The organism is Streptomyces sp. P6-2-1, from assembly GCF_050613165.1.
Lineage (GTDB): Bacteria > Actinomycetota > Actinomycetes > Streptomycetales > Streptomycetaceae > Streptomyces.
On sequence record NZ_CP192513.1, the window covers coordinates 303,949 to 323,601 of the forward strand.

Here is a 19,653-nt window from a genome sequence, read left to right on the forward strand (position 1 = left end):
GCCATGCGCCCTTCGCACCGCACGCCGGAGCCCGCGGACCCGGCCGAGCAGAGCTTCGCGGACGCCTTCCGCCGCCGCCCCGCCCGCGCCCCGCACGGACTCGTGCCCAGCCGCAGGGTCTGGGTCACGCTGGGCTGGGCCGCCGCGGTCTCCGCGACCGTGACCCTCTCCGCCGTGGCCGCGCGCGGCACCGTACTGGACGACGACGGGAAGGAGGGCCCCGCGCTCGCCGCGAGCGACACGGCGGCACGCGTGTCGGCGGCCGAGCCCACGGCCTCGCCCTCCGCCTCGCCCTCGTCGTCCCCGTCCCCTTCGCACTCCCCCGCGAAGGAGTCGGGGAAGCCGCACGAGGAGAGCGGGGGCGGGGGCTCGGCGGCGGGCGGGGGCCAGGCGGGCGCGCCCGCCGCCCCGGCCGCGGGGTCGCACGAGAAGAGCGGCACGGCGGCGGGCGGCGGGGGCGGCGACACGGCCAAGAGCGACACGAAGAGCGAGAAGACGTCCGGCTCATCGGGTTCCTCCGGCTCGTCCGGCAGCACGCCGAAGAAGGCGGAGGCACCCGCACCCCCCGCGCAGGACTTCTCGCGGCCGCTCGGCGCGATCACCGGACGGTACGGGGACTTCCAGGGCCACTGCGTACAGCTCGCGGGCACGGCGCTGAAGCTGTACCCGTGCGACGGGGGCGCCGATCAGCAGTGGCAGTTCGCCAAGGACGGCACCTTGCGCAAGAACGGCCGCTGCCTCTCGCTCGCCGGCCGCTCGACCAACGACGGCACGCACGTCGTCATGGCCTCCTGCGACACGACGAACGTGACGCAGTGGCGGTACTCGCCGGGCAACGACATCGTCAACGTGGCCGCCGACAAGTGCCTGGACGTCGCGAACGCGAGCACGGATGCCGGTTCGCCGCTCCAGATCGCGTGGTGCTCGGGCAACTGGGCGCAGAAGTGGAACGTGCCCTGAGCGCGGGGGACTTCCCGCACTGATCGGTACGGCGGCGGCGCTCCCACGGGGGCGCCGCCGCCGTTTTCGGTGCGGCCGGAACCGGTCGGCTTCCCCCGGAACGGCGGGCACCGGCCCGCCCCGCCCGCGTGTCCGCGTGGCTACGCCCTTCGGCGGTCCCCGTCGGGTGACGCGGGGGTCCCGCAGCCTCCTCCAGCCCCGTGAGGTCGTCGCGGCGCCGTTCGACCAGGGGCCCTCACCCTCCAGGGGGTTGAGGAGGGTCACGAGCACGCTGGGCGCGACGCCCATGAGGTGTCCCAGCCCGCCCTGCGGCAGGTCGCCGCGGTCTTCGAGCAGGCCGAGCAGCTCGAACTGGCGGGGACCGAGGCCGTGCTCCTGATGAGCGGCCCGCCAGGCTGGACACCCTGGTGACGGAGCTGGCGGCCGAGGGGATCGGGGCAGGGGTCTTCGTCGCCGACGTGACCGACCGCCCCGCGCTGATCGCCGCCTTCGACGCGATCAAGGCCGCGTTCGGCCCCGTCGACGTCCTGGAGTGCTCTCCGGCGCAGGGTGATCCCGCCGCGCTCGACGCGGTCGGCGCGGTCGGCGCGGTGCGCCAGGTGCTGCCCGCCATGATCGCGCGCGGCAGCGGCACGCTCCTCATCAGTACGGGCGCGCCTCCTGGGGCCCCGTCGTCCACCCGCCCTTCGCCCACGTCGCATCGACACCGCCGAGGGCTACCAGGGCGGCGAGTCCGAGCGCCTCGTCGGCGCGTTGCTCGGCAAGGACCGCGAGGACTTCGTCCTCGCGAGGAAGTACGCGGTCGGTGCGACCCGCACCGAGGGCCACGCGCGCCTCGGCAACTTCCCCGCCCGGCGCGTCGCGCGCGGCCGGGCCCTCGCCGAGCGGCACGGCTGGGCGCCGGTCAGCGCCGTCACGCACGAGTACGGGGTCGCCGAACGCGAGGTCATCCCGATGGCCGAGGCACTCGGCATCGGCTTCGGCGCCTGGTCCCCTCTCGGCAGCGGCTTCCTCACCGGCGCGGGGACCGAGGAGCCGCGCCTGCCGCACCGGGCGCGGACCGGGCGGCCCACCGGTGCCGACCTCGCCGTGCGCGAGGCCGTCGCCGAGGTGGCAGCCCGTCACGGGGCCACACGCGCGCAGGTGGGGCTCGCCTGGGTGCTCGGCCGCGCCCGCCGCTCCCCCACGGGCATCGCCCCGGTCACGAGCGCGCCCACCGCCGGCATCCTCAGGGACAACCTGCGCGCGCTCGAACTGGAGCTGACCGCTGAGGACATGGACCGCCTCGACGGCGCGGGCGGTTCCGTGCTCGGCGAGCCGCACGACCACAACCGCGTCGGCCAGGAGTACGTGACCGCACCTGACCTGATCCGGCCGGTGATCCCGGCGGCCTGAGCACGCGCACAGGGGGCTCCTGGAAGCGACGTAGCCACCGCGGGTCTTGACAGGCGCATTGGTCTGGACCATCTTGAGGCAGCACTTCCCGCACCACTTCCCGCCCCGCGACGTTCCGCTCCACCCCTTCGCGTCCTCCGCCCCGGCACAGCCGTGCCGGGGCATCCCCCGCTCCGGAGGCAGTCGTGCACCGCAGAAGAGCCCCGTTCGGAAGAGTCACGTTCGGAAGAGTCACGTTCCAAGAGGTCCTGTCCCGCCGCGGATTCCTGGCCGCGCCGCTCGCCGTCGCGCTCGCGCTCGGCGGCCTGCTCGCCGTCACTCCCGCGGCCTCCGCGGCCGACACCGAGCTGATCGCCAACGGCGGCTTCGAGTCGGGTACGAGCGGCTGGAGTTGTTCGGCCGGAAGCGGCTCGGCCGTCACCACGCCCACGCACAGCGGGAGTGCGGCGCTCAAGGCCGTCCCGGCCGGGAGCGACAACGCCAAGTGCGCGCAGACCGTCCGGGTCAGGCCGGACTCGGCCTACACCCTGAGCGGCTGGGTGCGGGGCGGGTACGTGTACCTCGGCGCCGAGGGTACCGGCACGACGGACGTGTCCACCTGGACGGCGTCGGCGGACGACTGGCAGCGGCTGACCACGTCCTTCCGCACCGGGCCGTCGACCACCTCGGTCGAGATCTCCACGCACGGCTGGTACGGGACCCCCGCCTACTACGCCGACGACCTCTCCCTGACCGGGCCGGGCGCCGACCCCGTCGCCGTGCCCACGACCCCGGGCGGCCTGAGCGCGGCGGCGCCCACGGCGACCTCCGCGACCCTCACATGGAACGCCGTGCCCGGGGCGAGCGAGTACCGCGTCTACCAGGGCGGCGCGAAGGTCGCGACCGCCACCGGGACTTCCGCGACCGTCTCGGGGCTCTCTCCCGCGACCGCGTACAGCTTCCAGGTGAGCGCGGCGAACGCGTCGGGCGAGTCGGCCAAGTCCGCTGCCCTGGAGGTCACGACGGCCGCGAGCGGTGACAACGGCGGTGGCACGAGCGGGCAGTTGCCCGCCCACGCGCTCGTCGGCTACCTGCACGCGAGCTTCGCCAACGGCTCCGGGTACACGCGGATGGCCGATGTGCCCGACTCCTGGGACGTCATCGACCTCGCCTTCGGCGAGCCCACCTCGGTCACCTCGGGCGACATCCGCTTCAGCCTGTGCCCCGTGAGCGAGTGCCCGGGGGTCGAGACGCCCGCCGAGTTCAAGGCGGCGATCAAGGCCAAACAGGCGGCGGGCAAGAAGGTGCTCATCTCGATCGGCGGGCAGAACGGGCAGGTGCGGCTCACGACGACCGCCGCGCGCGACGCCTTCGTCTCCTCCGTGTCGGGGATCATCGACGAGTACGGCCTCGACGGCCTCGACATCGACTTCGAGGGCCACTCGCTCTCGCTGGACACGGGGGACACCGACTTCCGCGCCCCGACCACGCCCGCGATCGTGAACCTCATCTCGGCGGTCACGTCACTGAAGGCGAAGTACGGTGCGGACTTCGTCCTGACGATGGCGCCCGAAACCTTCTTCGTCCAGCTCGGCTACCAGTACTACGGCTCGGGCCCCTGGGGCGGCCAGGACCCGCGTGCGGGGGCGTACCTGCCGGTGATCCACGCCCTGCGCGACGACCTGACCCTCCTGCACGTGCAGGACTACAACTCGGGGTCGATCATGGGCATCGACGACCAGTACCACGCGATGGGCGGCGCCGACTTCCACATCGCGATGACGGACATGCTCCTCACGGGCTTCCCCGTCGCGGGCGACACGAGCCGCGTGTTCCCCGCGCTGCGCCCCGACCAGGTCGCGATCGGCATGCCGGCGTCGACCCAGGCGGGCAACGGCTGGACATCCCCCACCGAGGTCACGAAGACCCTGAACTGCCTGACGAGGAAGACCGACTGCGGCGGCTACCAGACCCACGGCACCTGGCCGGAGCTGCGCGGGCTCATGACCTGGTCGATCAACTGGGACCGCTTCAACGGGGGTGAGTTCTCGGAGAACTTCGACAGCTACTTCGGCTGAGCGGCCCCTCATTCCCGCCGCCCCGCCGCCCACTCCCACCGCCCCGCCGCCCGTCCCGCCGCCCGGCCGCCTACTCCGGCCGGGCGGCCGTCTCCCGGGCCGCCCCCTGCTCCGGCGGCCGGAAACAGGCCGTGACGTCCTTGCCGTGGCGGCACGGGTGGACGTCCCAGGTGTCGGCGAGGAGGCCGACGAGGAGCATGCCCCTGCCGCCGGTCGCCTCCGGGCCCGCCTCGCGCGGCTCCGGGAGGGCGGGCGCGCAGTCGTGGACGGTCACGTGCAGACACTCGTGGTCCCACGTGAGCAGGAGGTGTGCGGTGCTGTGCGCGTGCACGTGCGCGTTGGTGACGAGTTCGGAGACCGTCAGGAGGACGTCGTCCGCGGTCGCCGGCGCGGTACGGGTCCAGCCGAGCGTGTCGAGATGGCCGCGTGTCCACGCGCGCGCCGCACGCACCTCCGTGTCGAGCGGCAGCGAGCGGGCCCAGCCGACCGCTTTCAGCGAATTCTCGTCCATGACCGTCCCCCTTCGCCGTGGCCGGCGCCGCCGAGCGGGCACCCCGTCCTGCCGACCGGGTGCCCGCTCGGGGCGCGGGCAGACCCGCGCGCCGCCTCAGCCGGCCTTCTTCACGAACTCCGTCGTGTACGTCTTCGCGAGGTCGACCTTCGTGTTCTTGAGGTTCGGGTTGAACGCCTTCAGGACACGCTCGACGGTCTCGGGGCCGTTCTCGGGCATGACACCGTCGCGCGTGAACATGGGCAGCGTCGCCTCGATCGACTTGGTGTAGAGGTCCTTGCCGCCCTGGGCGTAGTCGGCCGGCATCTTCGCCGCGATCTCCTCGGGCGAGTGCCCGTCCATCCACTTCAGCGTCTTGACGAAGGCGTTGGCGAGTTTCTGCACGGTCGCCTTGTGGTCGTTGACCCAGTCCGTGCTCATGTAGAGGCTCGACGAGGGGTACGGGCCGCCGAGTGCCTTCTCGGAGCCCTCGGGGGTGCGCATGTCGACGAGGACCTTGCCGATCTTCTTGTCGAGGATCGCCGTGACGGTCGGGTCGGTGGTCATGCCGGCCTGGATGGAGTTCTGCTGGAGCGCGGAGATGAAGGTCTGCCCCGCGCCCACGGCGACGGAGGTGATCTTCTCGACGGGCACGCCGTTCTCGACGGCGAGGTACTTGGTCAGGAAGTCCGTCGACGAGCCGAGCCCCGTGACGCCGAGCTTCTTGCCCGCGAAGTCCTTGGGCGAGGTGATGTCCCCGGCCGCCTTCGCCGACACCACCTCGACCTCCCCCGAGGTGTGGGAGAGCTGGACGACCGACTCGACCCGCTTGCCCTTCACCTGGAGATCGAGGGTGTGGTCGTAGAAGCCCACGACACCCTGCACGTCACCGGAGATGAGCGAGGTCGTGGCCTGCACCCCCGCGGGCTCGGTGAGCAGCTGGACATCGAGGCCCTCGTCCCTGAAGTAGCCGAGCTTCTGCGTGAGCATCGCGGGCAGGTAGATCACCTTGTCGAGACCGCCGACCATGATCTTGACCTTGCCCCCGCCCTCCTTGCCGCCGCCCGACCCCGAGGAGTCGCCGCAGGCGGTGAGGGAGCAGAGGGCGAGCACGGCGGTCGCGGCGGCGGCCGTGGTCCTGAGGGAACTGCGCATGCTGGTCACGTCCTTGTGAGGCGGTGAGGTGGTGAGGTGGTGAGGCGTTGAGGAGGGGGAAGAGGTGCGGGGGCGTACGGGTGGCTCAGCGCCCGTCGCCCGACTCGGCCGGCTTCCAGCGGAACAGGCCGCGTTCGAGGGCCGAAAGGAGCGCCTCGGCGAGCAGCGCGACGACCGCGAGGATGACCATCGCCGCGTAGACACCGGCCGCGTTGAAGGTGCCCTGCGAGGCCGAGACGAGCAGCCCGAGGCCCTTCGTGGCGCCGATGTACTCGCCGACGATCGCCCCGATGAGCGCGAAGCCGAAGCTCACGTGCAGGCTCGTGAAGATCCATGAGGTGGCCGAGGGGATGACGACCTGGAAGGTGACCTGGCGGTTGCTCGCGCCGAGGATGCGGGCGTTCGCGACGAGATTCCTGTCCACCTCGCGGGCGCCCTGGAAGGCGTTGAAGAAGACGGGGAAGAAGACGAGGACGACGGCCGAGGCGATCTTCGAAGCGGGCCCGAGGCCGAACCAGATGAGGAAGATCGGCGCGAGCACGATGCGCGGGAGCGCGTTGAGCACCTTGATGTACGGGCCGAGGACGTCCGAGAGGAAACGGACGCGGCCGAGGGCGATCCCGAGGACCACACCGGCGACGACCCCGATGACCCAGCCGAGCAGCGCCTCGTACAGCGTGTACCAGACCTGTTCCCACAGGCTGCCCTGTGGTGTCCCCTCGGTCGCCCAGCGGCTGATCTGGTCCCAGATCTTCGAGGGCATCGAGAAGTTGAACGGGTCGATGACCTCGGCGCGCGCGCACCACTCCCACAGACCCAGGAGGACGACGAGGAGGAGGACGCGCGCTCCGTACACGACGAGGCGGCGCCTGCGCGCGGCCCGGGCGCGGGTCTGGGCGCGCGTCGGCTCCTCCTTGCGCAGGGGCGCGGCGGGCCGGGTGGGTGTCGTGGTCTCAGGCGGCATCGGCGGCGCCCCTTTCCCTGGTGATGCGGACCTCTTCGCCGAGCGAGGTCCAGATCTCGCGGTAGATGTCGAGGAAGCGGGGTTCGAGCCGAATCGATTCGACCTTGCGGGGGCGCGGGAGGTCGATCGTGAAGACCTCCTTGACGGTCGCGGGGCCCGCCGTCATGACGACGACCTTGTCGGCGAGGGCGATGGACTCCTCCAGGTCGTGGGTCACGAAGACGACGGAGGCGCCCGTGCCCGCCCACAGGTCGAGGAGTTCGTCGGACATGAGGGCGCGGGTCTGCACGTCGAGCGCCGAGAAGGGCTCGTCCATGAGGAGGAGCGTGGGGTCGTTGACGAAGGTCGCGGCGAGCGCGACGCGCTTGCGCTGGCCGCCCGAGAGCTGGTGCGGGTAGCGGTCCTCGAAGGCGCCGAGGCCGACGCGGGCGAGCCAGGCGCGGGCACGCTCGCGCGCCTCGGCCTTGGGCGCGCCGCGGAAGCGCGGGCCCGCCATGACGTTGGAGAGCACCGAGCGCCAGGGGAAGACGGCGTCCTGCTGGAAGACGAATCCGGTCGTGGAGCCGATCCCCGTGACCGGTGCGCCGCCGACGAGCACCTCGCCCGTGGTGGCCTCCTCCAGGCCGCTCACGAGGGTCAGTGTCGTGGACTTGCCGCAGCCCGTCGGGCCGACGACGGCGACGAACTCGCCCTGTTCGACGGTGAGATCGAGATCGCGTACGGCGGTGTGGAGTCCGCCCGACGGGGTGCGGAAGGTCTTGCCCGCGCCTCGCAGCTCGATGGCGGGTGTCTGGTGACTGCTCATGCCGGGGGACGCTAGGGGCGGTACGGGTCCCTGGCGGCCTTGTGCCGACAAGCCTCCGTTGTGCCCGTACTCCTCGTTCCGCTCGTTGTGCTCACTCGCACGTGTCTGCCGCGCGCACGGGCCTGGGCAGGGCTCCGCCGCCCGTTTACCTTGCCGCTACACGGGTGTTAAAAGGGCATGTCCGCGGGGGCGCGGCGGCCCGCGCCCGTGGCCCGTCCCGTACGTACGCGGCCCGCACCCGTACCCGAACGAAGACAGAGGACACCATGCGACCGCACTGGCCCCGGCGGCTCTCCGGCCAGATCCTGGTGGTGCAGCTGACCCTCACGACCGGCGTCATGGTCCTGGCCGTCAGCCTCTTCATCGCGCCGCTCGCGCGCGAGCTGGACGAGGAGGCGACGCACCGCGCGCTCGCCATCGCGCAGACCACGGCCGCCGATCCCGCGATCACGCGGGGGCTGCTGACGACCCGGCCGCGCGAGAGCGGCCCGGTGCAGCGCGAGGCGGAGCGCATCCGGCGGGCAACGGGGGCGCTGTACGTCGTGGTCATGGACCGCAGGGGCGTGCGCTGGTCGCACACGACGGTCGCCGAGATCGGGCGGCACGTGTCGACGGACCCGAGCGGCCCGCTCGCCGGGCACGAGGTGCGGCAGGTCGACAACGGGACGCTCGGCCGCTCGGCGCGCGCGAAGGTGCCGCTGTACGGGGCGCGGCACGAGGTGGTGGGCGCGGTCTCGGTGGGGATCGCGTACGACAGCGTGCGGCAGCGGGTCGTGGACGCGCTGCCCGGGCTGCTGCTCTGCGCGGCGGCCGCGCTCGCCGTGGGCGCGGGAGCGGCGGTGGCGGTCGCGCGGCGGGTGCGGCGCAGGACGCACGGGATCGGCTTCGCTGACATCTCGGCACTGCTCGACGAGCGCGAGGCGATGCTGCACGGCATCCGTGAGGGCGTCATCGCCTTCGACCCGCGGGGCCGGATACGCCTGGTCAACGACGAGGCGGCGCGGCTGCTCGGGCTCGACACGGACATGACCGACTACGGGCTGGACGCGGTGCTGCCGCCCGGCCGTACCGCCGACGTGCTCGCGGGGCGTATCGCGGGCGCCGACCTGCTCGCGGTGTGCGCGGGCAGGGTGCTGCTCGTCAACCGGATGCCGATGGCGGACGGGGGCGCGGTCGTGACGCTGCGCGACCGGACCGAACTGGAGCTGCTCGGGCGGGAGCTGGACAGTTCGCAGGGGCTCCTCGACGCGCTGCGCGCGCAGGGCCACGAGCACGCGAACCGGCTGCACACGGTGCTCGGGCTCCTGGAGCTGGGCCGCCCCGAGCAGGCCGCCGACTTCGTGACGCAGGTCGCCGGCGGGAGCGCGGCCTCCGCCGAGGAGATCGCCGAGCGGCTCGGCGAACCCCTGCTCTCGGCGCTGCTCGTGGGCAAGAGCGCCGTCGCCGCCGAACGCGCGGTGACGCTCAGGATCGGCGCGCGGACACGGCTCCCCGGGCGGCTCGTCGCGCCGCGCGACCTCGTGACGGTGCTCGGCAACCTCATCGACAACGCGCTGGACGCGGCGTGCGAACGGCGCGTCGCCGATCCCTTCGTGGAGGTACGGGTGTGGGCCGAGGGGACGACGGTGCTGCTCCAGGTGGCCGACACCGGGCCCGGGGTGCCGCCCGAACTGCGCGAGAGCGTCTTCACGGAGGGCTTCAGCACGAAGGAGGCGGCGCCCCGGGCACCGCGCAGGCCGCACGGGCGGGGCATCGGCCTGAGTCTCGTCCGCAGACTCGCCGAGCGGTACGGGGGCACGGCGCGCGTGGGGGCGCGGGCCGGGGGCGGCGCGGTGTTCACGGTGACGCTGCCGGAGACCCTGATCCCCGAGGGCGCGGGGGCGCTCGTGACGGTGGCGGGAGATGAGCGGTGATCAGGGTGCTCGTCGTGGACGACGACTTCCACGTGGCCGAGATCAACACCGCGTACGTCGCGCGGGTGCCCGGCTTCACCGTCGTGGGCAGCGCGCACACCGCCGCGCAGGCGCTCGGCTGCCTGGAGCGCACCGAGGTGGACCTCGTACTGCTCGACCACTACCTGCCCGACGAGACGGGCGTGCAGCTCGTGCGCAGGCTGCGGCTCGGCGGCCACGAGACGGACGTCATCATGGTGACGGCAGCACGTGATCTCGCGACGGTACGGGGCGCGCAGCGCTTCGGCGCGCTCCAGTACCTCGTCAAGCCCTTCACCTTCGCGGGCCTGCGGGAACGCCTGGAGGGGTACGCGGCGCTGCGCCGCGCCGTCGACGAGGGCGCCGCGCGCCCGGAGCCCGGGCAGGAGCAGATCGACCGGATCTTCACCGGCCTCCGCGGCGCGGAGCGCCCGCGCCCGTCCCTGCCGAAGGGGCACTCGACGGCGACGGCCGCCCTCATCCGCACCGCCCTCACCGCGGGCCCCGCGCCCCTGTCCGCCCACGAGGTCGCCGCCAGGACGGGCATCGGCCGCTCGACGGCACAGCGCTACCTCAAGTACCTGGAGCGCTCGGGCCTGGTCTCGCTGACACTCCGGTACGGGGACACGGGGCGTCCTGAACACCTGTACACCTGGGTGGCGGGGCGCGGCTGAACGCGTACCGCCCGTCGCTTACGCGCCAAGGCGCACGACTTCCTGCCGCGTGTATTGACATGCACCCCGCAAGCGCCGACGGTGGGAGCGCTCCCGCAAGGTGACCGCCCGTCAGGGGCGGCGCTCGCGGGCGCTCGGCACCCGCATGTCCGTACCGGCCTCCCAGATCGAGGAGCACCCGTTGAACGTACGAGGACCCGCCCGACCCCCCACGTCCAGACGCCGCCCGCGTGCCCTCGGGGCACTCGCCGCCCTCGCGCTCGCCGCGGGGACCGCGCTCGTCGCCACGCAGCCGGCGGCGGCGGCGCCCGCCGCCCGTGTCGACAACCCCTACGCCGGAGCCACCGCCTACGTGAATCCGGACTGGTCGGCGCTCGCCGCCGCCGAGCCCGGCGGAGAAGCGGTGGCCGACGAACCGACCTTCGTGTGGCTCGACCAGATCGCCGCGATCGAGGGCGACAGCGAGAAGCGCGGCCTGCGCGCCCACCTCGACACCGCGCTCGACCAGGGCGCGGACCTCGTCCAGCTCGTCATCTACGACCTCCCTGGCCGCGACTGCGCCGCGCTCGCTTCGAACGGCGAACTCGGCCCCACCGAGATCGACCGCTACGAGAGCGAGTACATCGATCCGATCGCCGACGTACTCGACGACCCGGCCTACGCGAACCTGCGGATCGTCACCCTCATCGAGCCCGACTCGCTCCCCAACCTGGTCACCAACGCGGGCGGCACCGAGGGCTCGACGGACGCGTGCGCCACGATGAAGGAGAACGGCAACTACGAGAAGGGCGTCGGGTACGCGCTGCACACCCTCGGCGCGATCCCCAACGTCTACAACTACGTCGATGCCGCGCACCACGGCTGGCTCGGCTGGGACACCAACCTCGTCCCTGCGGCACAGGAGTTCAAGAAGGCCGCCACGACGAGCGGCGCCGGCGTGAACGACGTCGCCGGCTTCATCGTCAACACCGCGAACTACTCGGCCACGACGGAGCCGTACCTCAAGATCACCGACACCGTGAACGGGCAGACCGTACGGCAGTCGAAGTGGATCGACTGGAACCAGTACGCCGACGAGCAGACCTTCGCGCAGGGCCTGCGCACCGCGCTGATCGCGGAGGGCTTCGACTCCGGCATCGGCATGCTGATCGACACCTCGCGCAACGGCTGGGGCGGCTCCGCGCGGCCCACCGCGCCGTCGACGGCCACGACGGTCGACGGTTTCGTGGACGGCTCGCGCACCGACCGGCGCATCCACGCGGGCAACTGGTGCAACCAGTCAGGGGCCGGGCTCGGTGAACGTCCCGCCGTCTCGCCCGCCGCCGGGATCGACTCGTACGTGTGGGCGAAGCCGCCGGGCGAGTCGGACGGGTCGAGCGAAGCGATCGACAACGACGAGGGCAAGGGCTTCGACCGGATGTGCGACCCCACGTACACCGGCAACGGGCGCAACGGGAACAGCATGTCGGGCGCGCTCCCCGACTCGCCCGTCGCCGGGCACTGGTTCTCCGCCCAGTTCCGCCAGCTCCTCGCCAACGCCTACCCGCCGGTGGGCACTCCGGGCGGCGGCGGTGACGAGGACACGCAGGCGCCGAGCGTCCCCACCGGGCTCAAGGTCACCGGCACGACGTCCGCATCGGTCTCGCTGAGCTGGTCGGCCTCCACCGACGACACGGCCGTGACCGGCTACGACGTCTACCGCGACGGTACGAAGGTCGCGACGAGCAGCGCCACGTCGTACACGGATACGGGGCTCGCGGCGTCGACCGCGTACGCCTACACGGTCCGCGCCAAGGACGCGGCGGGCAATGTCTCGGCCGCGTCGGCCGCCGTCACAGGGACGACGGCGGCGAGCGGTGGCGGCGGCGACGAGGGCGGTACGGGAGCCTGCGCGGCCACCTGGACGGCGAACACCTGGAGCGGTGGGTTCCAGGCGGACGTGACGCTCAAGAACACCGGTGACACGCCACTGACCGCGTGGAAGGCGACCTTCACCGTCCCGTCGGGCACGGCCGTGACGAACGCGTGGAGCGCGACCGTGACGCTCTCGGGCACGACGGCGACGGCCACGCACGTGGACTACAACGCCGACATCCCGGCCGGGGGCAGCGTCTCCTTCGGCTACCAGGGCACGGGCACGTACGCGGCCCCGACCTCGGTGACGGTGAACGGGGAGAGCTGCACACTGAGTTGACGCACACACAGTGCGCGGGGCGGTGGGGCCGTGGGCCCCGCCGCCCCGCGGCGCGTCCCGGCCCGGCGCTTTCCGGTCACATCGTCCCCGCGCCGCGTGCGCGCGGGCCGCGCGGAACAGGAAACGGGAAACACCAGCGATCGTCTTGTCGCCCCCGCACCGCGTGCCGCACGCTTTTCGAGGTCACGCGGCGCCGGGCGGCAGGGTGGGGAGGTCCCGTGTCACACCCGTCCGTCCCCTTCGGTACGGAGCTGCGCAGACGACGGCTCAGGGAAGGCCTGAGCCTTCGGGCGCTCGCTTCGGCGGTGCACTACAGCACGGCGCAACTCAGCAAGGTCGAGCGCGGTCTCAAGGCGCCGAGCCGGGACCTCGTCCGGCTGTGCGACGCGGCACTGCGGGCCGGGGGCGAGCTGCTCGCCCTCGTGCCGGGTACGAGCGGCGCGGCGACGGAGCCGGACGGCGGAAAGGGGGGTGAGGAGGAGTGGGAGATGCGGCTCACGGACGAGGGCGGCGGTTTTCGGCCGCTCGGGCGGCGGCAGGCGGTCGTCGCGGGCGCGGCCTCGCTCATGGTGTGGCGGGCTCCGGCGGCGGAGGCGCTCTCGCCCGGCACGGCGGAGGAGCTGCTGACGGCGTCGCGCACGCTGTTCACGCAGTACAGGCGCCTCGGGCAGAGCCTGCCACCGGGCGTGCTGCTGCCCGCGCTGGTCGCGCAGACGCACACGCTGCGCGGGGTGGCGGCGCTCTCCCGTACCGGTGTACGGGAGCGGCTGCTCCTGCTGGGTTCGCGGTACGCCGAGTACATCGGCTGGCTCTTCCAGGAGGACGGGGACGAGCGGGCCGCGCTGTGGTGGACCCGCGAGGCCGTCGACCTCGCCGCGGCGGGCGGGGACCGGGCGCTCGCCGGGTACGCGCTGGTCCGCCGCGCCCTCGTGACGCTCTACCGCGAGGAAGCGGCCGAGACGGTCGCGCTCGCGCGGCGTGCCCAGGACCCGGCGCTGCCGCCCCGGATTCGCGGGCTCGCGGCCCAGCGCGAGGCGCAGGGGCACGCCCTGGCCGGTGACAGGGACGCCTGCATGCGGGCACTCGACCGGGCGCGGCGGCTCCTCGCGCGCGGTGAGGACGCGGGGCAGCCCGTCCTCGGCACGACGCACCTGCCCGACCCGGCGGGCATGGTGCACGGCTGGTGCCTCGTCGACCTCGGCAGACCGGGCGAGGGCGCCGAGGAACTGGGCGGCCAGCTCGCCCGTATCGCCCCCGGTGCGGTGCGCACGCACGTGCGGTTCGGGGTGCGGCAGGCGCTCGCGCGCGCTTTCGATGGCGAGATCGACGAGGCGTGCGCGCTCACTGCGCGGCTGCTCGACGGCGTGGCCGCGCTCCACTCCGCGACGGTACGGGTCGACCTGCGCCGCCTCGCCCGTGCGCTCGCCAGGCACCGGAACCACCCGGGGGTGCGGGAACTGGCTCCGCGCCTCGGCCCGTTGACGGCGCTCCGTCCTTCCTGAGCGCCCACTCCGCCGAGCCCGATCCCCCGGGCCGACTCCCCGAGAAAACACTCCCGCGAGAACGAGAAACCGAGGTGCGTCATGCCCGAAATCTTCGTCAACTACCGCACGGGAGACGGCGAAGCCGCCGCCGCCCACCTCAGCGACAGGCTCGCCGCACGCTTCGGCGCCGCCCACGTCTTCCACGCGTCCCGCTCGATCGAGCTGGGGAGCGCCTACCCCGGGGAGCTGGAATCGGCGCTGCGCAAGTGCTCCGTACTCCTCGCCGTCATCGGCCCCGACTGGGTCAACTTCCGTACGAAGCTGAGCGATCCGGCGGACTGGGTGCGGCACGAGATCGTCACGGCCCTGAAGTGGGGAACCCCGGTGATCCCCGTCCTGCTCGGGCGCCGCACGCCCCGCCTCTCCCCCGACGAGCTGCCCGCCGAACTCGCCCCGCTCGCCGACCTCCAGTCCGCGCTCTTCGACACGCACGACATCGAGGGCGGGGTCCGGCGGATCGGGGACGCGGTGGCGGCGCTGGTACCCGGCCTGGAGAAGGAGGAAGGGGACAGGCCCTCGCCCGGGCCGGGCACGGTCACGAACAGCACGGGCGACGTGGGCGGGAACACCGTGCAGACGCGGGATGTGAGCGGGGGCCTGCATCTCGGGACGCACATCGGGGAGGCGCACGGCCCGGTGCACACCGGCCGGGGCGACATCTTCCAGAACTCCCGCCACCACGGCGGCGACCGGCACGTGTCGGGCGACGGCGCGATGTACGTGGAGGGCGACCAACACGGTGACGTACAGCAGCACTTCGGCGACCGGCGGCGCGAGGAGGGCGAGCGATGAGCGGGGGCGCGCACACCTGGGTCGGCACGGCGCACGGCCCGGTGCACGCGGGGACGGGCGACCAGTACGTCCAGGTGCAGGAGAAGCCCGACCCCTGGTCCTTCCGCAGGGTCGCCGACGACCACCTCGCCGCACTCCGGGACACCTTCGTTCCTCCCCCCGGGTTCGCCGCCGCGCGCGGGCGGCTCAGGACGACCCGCACGGTGTTCCTCGACGGCACCCCCGGCAGCGGCCGCTCCACGACGGCCGCCGTGCTCCTCGCCGGGCTGGGCGCCTACCGCGAGCTGCTTCCCGGCGAGGAGGGTGAACCGGGGCTCCGCGAGCCGGACGTGGTGAGCAGGGGCGATCTGCTGCTGCTCGACCTGTCGGCCGCCGGTCGCGACCGCTGGGACGCCCTCCACCCCGACCTTCCCGCGCTGCGCGCCTCCGTGCGCGAGCGCGAGGCCCACCTCGTCGTCGTGGTGCCGCACGGCGAATGGCTCGCCGGGGCCCTGCGCCCCTTTCGGGCGGAGATCGGCCGGCCGGACGAACTCGGCGTACTGCGACGGCATCTGGAGGTGAGCGAGGTCCCGTTCAGCCGCTTCCCCGTGCCCGCGTTCAGCGAGTTCCTCGGTACGGACCGGACGCGGTCGATGGCGCAGCTCGCCGACTTCACCGACCTGGTCAAGGCCGCGTCCGAGGCCGACACCGCCGGCACGCTCGCCGCCTGGGCGGACACCGCGCTGCGCTCCTTCCGCGGGCGGCGCACCGAGGTGGCCGCCCAGGTGGCCGGGCTGGGCGAGGCCGGACAGCGTGCGCTGCTGCTGACGGTCGCTCTCCTGCACGGGGAGCACGGGGACGTCGTGCACGCGCAGGCGGCGGAGCTGCTGCGCGCGCTCGGCGGTCCGGTCGACGAGCGGCCGTTGCTCCAGCGCGAGGACCTGGCCGAGCGGCTGAGCGCGGTCGGCGCGCGGATCGGCGCGGACGGCTGCGTGCGCTTCCTCGTGCCCGGGCAGGACACGGAGGTGCGCGAGCACTTCTGGGACACGATGCCGGAGGTACGGGGGTCGCTCGGGCGATGGGCGGCAGGTCTGCCGGAGCCGCTGAAGCCCGAGGCGGCCGCGCACCTGGCCGCCGCCCACCTGCGGACGGGGCACCCGGACGCGCTGCACGAACTCGCCGCGTCCTGGTGCGCGAAAGGCGCGGCCGAAGGCGCGGCGCACCTGCTCGCCCGCGGGCTGCGCGACCCCGCGCACGGCCGCGAGACGCGCCGCTGGCTGTACGAACGCACCCGCGCCCGCCCCTCCCCCACCGAATCCCTCGTCCTCGCCCAGGTGTGCGGAAACGTCCTCTCCCTCACGCACCCGTTCCAGGCCCTCGTCCGTCTGCACCACCTCTCCCGCAACGAGGGCGGCACGAGGCACGGCGTCGCCGCGCTGCGGGAGCTGGTGGCCACCGATCCGCGCGTGCTGCCCCAGCTGGTGCGGCGGGTGCTGAGGGACGAGCACCCCGCGGACCCGCGTGTCTTCCTCGACGCCTGCCCTGCGGAAGCCGTCACGGAAGGGGCCGCCGAAGAGGTCCTGGCCTGCTGGTCCCTCGTGTTCGGGGCGCTGCCGCCGCCCGCCTGGCAGCCGTACGCCGCGCGCTGGCTCCACCACGCCGCCGCCTCCCCGCTCCGCGAGGTCCTCCTCGCTGTCCTCGTCGGCGCCGCCGCCCCGCTCCCGCGCGGGCGCGGGGCCCTCTTCGCCGCCCTCTACGCCTGCGCGCGCGACGCCGAACGGGCCGCACCCGGGGACCCCGCCCGCGCGGCGGCCGTCTCCGAGGCACTGCTCGCGCGCCTCACGGCGGCCCAGCGCGCGGCACGTACCGAGAGGGGCGCTGTCGTATGACCAGCGGACGCAGGGCCGCGACGGTCTTCCTGACCGTCATCGGCGGGCTGGTGCTCGCCCTCGTGGCGGTGTGCCGGGGGTGGCCGCTGTGGGTGTGGCCGGTTCTCGGCGTGCTCGTGCTCGCCACGCCTCCCGTGCTCTTCGCGCGCGCCGCCCGGCGGCGCGGTGAGGTGCCTGCCGCGTTCGACGAGCAGCGGACGGCGAGCCCGGTGGAGCACACGGAGCGGCGGATCAACGAGGTGGCGCTGCCGAGCGCGTGGCCCGACTACGACTTCCTGCTGTCGGGAACGGTGCGCTGGTGGCCGCTCGCCCCGCCGGGGAGCAACGAGGTGATCGGCAATCCCGGGGGCCTCGCCGTCGAGGCCGTGCTCGCACGGGCGCGGGCGATCACGGAACTGCGCGATCCCGGCCGGGTCTCCTTCGTTCGGCACGAGGTGAGCGGGGCGCTGAGCGCGATGCGCGCGGACCGCTCGGGCCACGTACGGGCGATGGCGGAGGACATCAGGCTGGTCCTGCGCGCGCAGGACCAGGAGCGATTGGAGAAACTGGCCGATCTGCGGAAGCGGAAGGCGGTGTGGGAGCACGAGCGCACGCACGAGCAGAGCCGCAGGGCGTACCTCGGTGACGACGTGCTCAAGGACACGGGGAGCGCGGTCGTGTGGTGGCTGGCGAAGAACGACGGGCGGATCGACAAGACCGTCGCTGACCTCGATCTCCTCGCCCGGCTCACCTCGGCGGCCAATGACACCGAGATACCCGAGCGGCTGCGCGCGCTGCTCGCGCCGCCGCCCGGAGAGGAGCAGGAGGAGGAGGTGTCCGCTGCCGTGGAAGCCTCGGTGGCGGACCATCTCGCCGGTGTCTTCGCGGCCTTGGGCGTCCCCGACGGCGACCCGCGCCGTGCGATGCTCGCCAAGCAGTTCGCCGAGTACCTGCGCGGTCAGGACTTCCCCGAGTCGGCGGACAGGCTCGTGCGCCGCTTCGATCCGCCGGCGGAGTACCGGGCCGGGGAGACGGAGGCGCCGGACCCGGCAGGAGGCTGACCCGGGCGCGGGTCAGAACGAGTCCCCGTACCAGTGCGCCGCCCCTCTCGCCGTGACTGTCGCGCGGATCTCCTCGGGTGTCGCCGTGAGGGGGCGGGTCATGCCGGTGCGGCGGGGGACGGCGCGGGAGGTGGCGAGGAAGGCGGGGAGTGCGGGGGTGAGGGCGCGTGGGAGGTGGGTGCGGGCGTGGTGGTGGCCGGTGAGGCGGGCGTGGTGGGCCGCGGCGGTGAGGAGGCGGGTCAGGGTGGGGGTGTCGGCGGGGTCGGCGAGTGCGGCCTCTTCGAGGGTCGCCGTGCCGGGGCCCGTGTGGTGGCGCAGGGTCAGGTAGCCGGTGCCGTCGCTCGTGACGAGGGTCGTGGTGGTGGCCGGCGGGTACCAGGCGGGGACGCGGTGGTGCCAGTCGGCGGGGGTGCGGACGGTGGTGAGGGGGCGCGTGGCGTCGTACGCCGTGCGGAGCCGGGCGAGGGCCGGGAGGTCGGCGGCCGTCGCGACGCGTACGCCGCCGGGTGCGCGGGGCGGCGCGGCGAGGGGGCCTTCCCTCGCGGGGGCCTTGTACGTGGTCCAGCCCGCGCCCTCGTAGACCCGGGGGGTTCCGGTGAAGAGGAGCGACCAGGCGCAGCCGTCGTCGGCCATCCGGGCCACGGCGAGGCCGAGCATCCGGCGTACGTGTCCCCTGCCGCGTGCTCCGGGGAGTGTGGCGACGCCACCGAGGCACGCGACGCGGGCGGGCGCGCCTTCGGGCGCGGTGCGCACGGGTCGTGGCTCGAAGTGCAGCGCGGCGACGAGCCGCCCGCCCTCGGTGGTGACGAGAGTACGGGCGTGCCGGTCCTCGTCCCGTTCCCACAGGGCCGCGACGGGGGCGGGGCCGAAGACCTCCGCCCACAGGGCGCGGAGCGCGGGTTCGTCGGCCTCGGCGGCGGGGCGGTGGGTGGTGCTCACACGCTCTCCGGGGGCGCGCTCTGCGCGGGGAGGCTGCCGCGGTAGGGCGGCATGAAGCGGGTGCGGGGCATCTGGTCGGCGAGAACGCCGCCGTCGACGAGGAGGTGGGTGCCGGTGACGTACGCGCCCGCCTCGGAGGCGAGGAGGAGCAGGGGGCCCGCGCACTCCTCGGGGCTCGCGTAGCGGCCGAGCGGGATGCGCTCGCGGTAGGCGGCCTCGAACTCCTCGTGCGCGAGCGGGAATGCGTCGTCGATGGGGGTGTCGACCATGCCGGGTGCGAGGGTGTTGACGGTGATGCCGTGCGGGGCGAGTTCGATCGCGAGGGTCTTGCTGAGGAGGTCCACCGCGGCCTTGGAGGCGTTGTAGTGGGCGAGGCCCGCTTCGGCGACGTGGGCGTTCTTCGAGGTGATGTTGATGATGCGGCCCGGGACGCCGTCGGCGATCATGTGCTCGGCGAAGCGCTGGGAGAGGAAGAAGACGGCGTCGGTGTTGACCCGCATGACGTGCCGCCAGCTCGCGGGCGTGATGGTGTTGAAGCGTTCGAGCGCGGCGACCCCGGCGTTGTTGACGAGGATGTGCACGGGCCCGGCCGCTTCCCGTACCCGGTCGGCGAAGGCGGGCAACTCCTCGGTCCGCGCGAGGTCCTGGGGGTGGAGGGCGACCGCGCGGCCCGTGGCCCGTACCGCTCGCGCCGTCTCCTCCAGGCCCTCGGCACCGGGCAGGTCCACGAGGAGGAGGTCCGCGCCCGCTTCGGCGAGGGCGCGCGCGAAGGCGCGGCCCAGTGCCCCCGCGGCGCCGGTGACCAGCGCGGTGCGGCCTGTGAGGTCGAATCGGTCCATGAAAGC

Annotated in this window: 16 protein-coding genes; 10 read left to right on the plus strand and 6 right to left on the minus strand. The window is 73.6% G+C overall.

Annotation, left to right across the window (positions count from 1 at the left end):
* Positions 1-3 precede the first annotated feature (3 nt).
* The 3 genes from ACQYWQ_RS01275 to ACQYWQ_RS01285 all read left to right on the plus strand — a co-directional run bounded on the left by ACQYWQ_RS01275 (position 4) and on the right by ACQYWQ_RS01285 (position 4,412).
* Positions 4-960, plus strand: a complete 957-nt coding sequence (locus tag ACQYWQ_RS01275) for a ricin-type beta-trefoil lectin domain protein (protein WP_431031986.1) — start codon at positions 4-6, stop codon at positions 958-960.
* Between the two features lie 753 nt (positions 961-1,713).
* Positions 1,714-2,355: an aldo/keto reductase gene (locus tag ACQYWQ_RS01280; protein ID WP_431031987.1), complete on the plus strand. Its 642-nt coding sequence runs from the start codon at positions 1,714-1,716 to the stop codon at positions 2,353-2,355.
* A gap of 248 nt (positions 2,356-2,603) precedes the next feature.
* Positions 2,604-4,412 carry a chitinase gene (locus ACQYWQ_RS01285; RefSeq protein WP_431039028.1) on the plus strand — a complete coding sequence of 603 codons (1,809 nt, stop codon included), beginning with the start codon at positions 2,604-2,606 and terminating at the stop codon, positions 4,410-4,412.
* Positions 4,413-4,482: 70 nt separating this feature from the next.
* Here ACQYWQ_RS01285 and ACQYWQ_RS01290 read toward each other — a convergent pair whose 3' ends face one another.
* The 4 genes from ACQYWQ_RS01290 to ACQYWQ_RS01305 form a co-directional block, all read right to left on the minus strand.
* Positions 4,483-4,923 carry an ATP-binding protein gene (locus ACQYWQ_RS01290; protein WP_431031988.1) on the minus strand — a complete coding sequence of 147 codons (441 nt, stop codon included), beginning with the start codon at positions 4,921-4,923 and terminating at the stop codon, positions 4,483-4,485.
* A gap of 96 nt (positions 4,924-5,019) precedes the next feature.
* The gene (locus ACQYWQ_RS01295; protein WP_431031989.1) at positions 5,020-6,057 is read right to left on the minus strand and encodes an ABC transporter substrate-binding protein; all 1,038 of its coding nucleotides are present in this window, start codon (positions 6,055-6,057) and stop codon (positions 5,020-5,022) included.
* Between the two features lie 85 nt (positions 6,058-6,142).
* A complete protein-coding gene (locus ACQYWQ_RS01300; protein WP_431031990.1) occupies positions 6,143-7,021 on the minus strand; it encodes an ABC transporter permease in 879 nt (292 codons plus the stop codon).
* Positions 7,011-7,826 carry an ABC transporter ATP-binding protein gene (locus tag ACQYWQ_RS01305; RefSeq protein WP_431031991.1) on the minus strand — a complete coding sequence of 272 codons (816 nt, stop codon included), beginning with the start codon at positions 7,824-7,826 and terminating at the stop codon, positions 7,011-7,013. The genes ACQYWQ_RS01300 and ACQYWQ_RS01305 overlap by 11 nt, the downstream gene beginning before the upstream one ends.
* Positions 7,827-8,092: 266 nt before the next feature.
* Here ACQYWQ_RS01305 and ACQYWQ_RS01310 point away from each other — a divergent pair, with 266 nt between their 5' ends.
* The 7 genes from ACQYWQ_RS01310 to ACQYWQ_RS01340 all read left to right on the plus strand — a co-directional run bounded on the left by ACQYWQ_RS01310 (position 8,093) and on the right by ACQYWQ_RS01340 (position 17,869).
* The gene (locus tag ACQYWQ_RS01310) at positions 8,093-9,739 is read left to right on the plus strand and encodes an ATP-binding protein (RefSeq protein ID WP_431031992.1); all 1,647 of its coding nucleotides are present in this window, start codon (positions 8,093-8,095) and stop codon (positions 9,737-9,739) included.
* Positions 9,736-10,431, plus strand: coding sequence for a response regulator (locus ACQYWQ_RS01315; RefSeq protein ID WP_431031993.1), 696 nt, complete (start codon positions 9,736-9,738; stop codon positions 10,429-10,431). Before ACQYWQ_RS01310 ends, ACQYWQ_RS01315 begins: the two co-directional genes overlap by 4 nt.
* A 181-nt stretch (positions 10,432-10,612) precedes the next feature.
* A complete protein-coding gene (locus ACQYWQ_RS01320; protein ID WP_431039029.1) occupies positions 10,613-12,625 on the plus strand; it encodes a glycoside hydrolase family 6 protein in 2,013 nt (670 codons plus the stop codon).
* 218 nt (positions 12,626-12,843) lie between these two features.
* Positions 12,844-14,127, plus strand: a complete 1,284-nt coding sequence (locus tag ACQYWQ_RS01325) for a helix-turn-helix domain-containing protein (RefSeq protein WP_431031994.1) — start codon at positions 12,844-12,846, stop codon at positions 14,125-14,127.
* 81 nt (positions 14,128-14,208) lie between these two features.
* Positions 14,209-14,961, plus strand: a complete 753-nt coding sequence (locus tag ACQYWQ_RS01330; protein WP_431031995.1) for a toll/interleukin-1 receptor domain-containing protein — start codon at positions 14,209-14,211, stop codon at positions 14,959-14,961.
* Entirely contained in the window at positions 14,958-16,829 is a 1,872-nt protein-coding gene (locus tag ACQYWQ_RS01335; protein WP_431031996.1) for a hypothetical protein, read from the plus strand. The genes ACQYWQ_RS01330 and ACQYWQ_RS01335 overlap by 4 nt, the downstream gene beginning before the upstream one ends.
* Complete coding sequence (locus tag ACQYWQ_RS01340) at positions 16,826-17,869, plus strand: hypothetical protein (protein ID WP_431031997.1); 1,044 nt, start codon at positions 16,826-16,828, stop codon at positions 17,867-17,869. Before ACQYWQ_RS01335 ends, ACQYWQ_RS01340 begins: the two co-directional genes overlap by 4 nt.
* Positions 17,870-17,881: 12 nt before the next feature.
* On the opposite strand, the gene ACQYWQ_RS01345 is transcribed toward ACQYWQ_RS01340, so the two are convergent.
* Together ACQYWQ_RS01345 and ACQYWQ_RS01350 are read right to left on the minus strand one after the other, a co-directional pair.
* Positions 17,882-18,808, minus strand: coding sequence for a GNAT family N-acetyltransferase (locus ACQYWQ_RS01345; protein WP_431031998.1), 927 nt, complete (start codon positions 18,806-18,808; stop codon positions 17,882-17,884).
* Positions 18,805-19,647 carry an SDR family NAD(P)-dependent oxidoreductase gene (locus ACQYWQ_RS01350; protein ID WP_431031999.1) on the minus strand — a complete coding sequence of 281 codons (843 nt, stop codon included), beginning with the start codon at positions 19,645-19,647 and terminating at the stop codon, positions 18,805-18,807. The genes ACQYWQ_RS01345 and ACQYWQ_RS01350 overlap by 4 nt, the downstream gene beginning before the upstream one ends.
* Positions 19,648-19,653 lie beyond the last annotated feature (6 nt).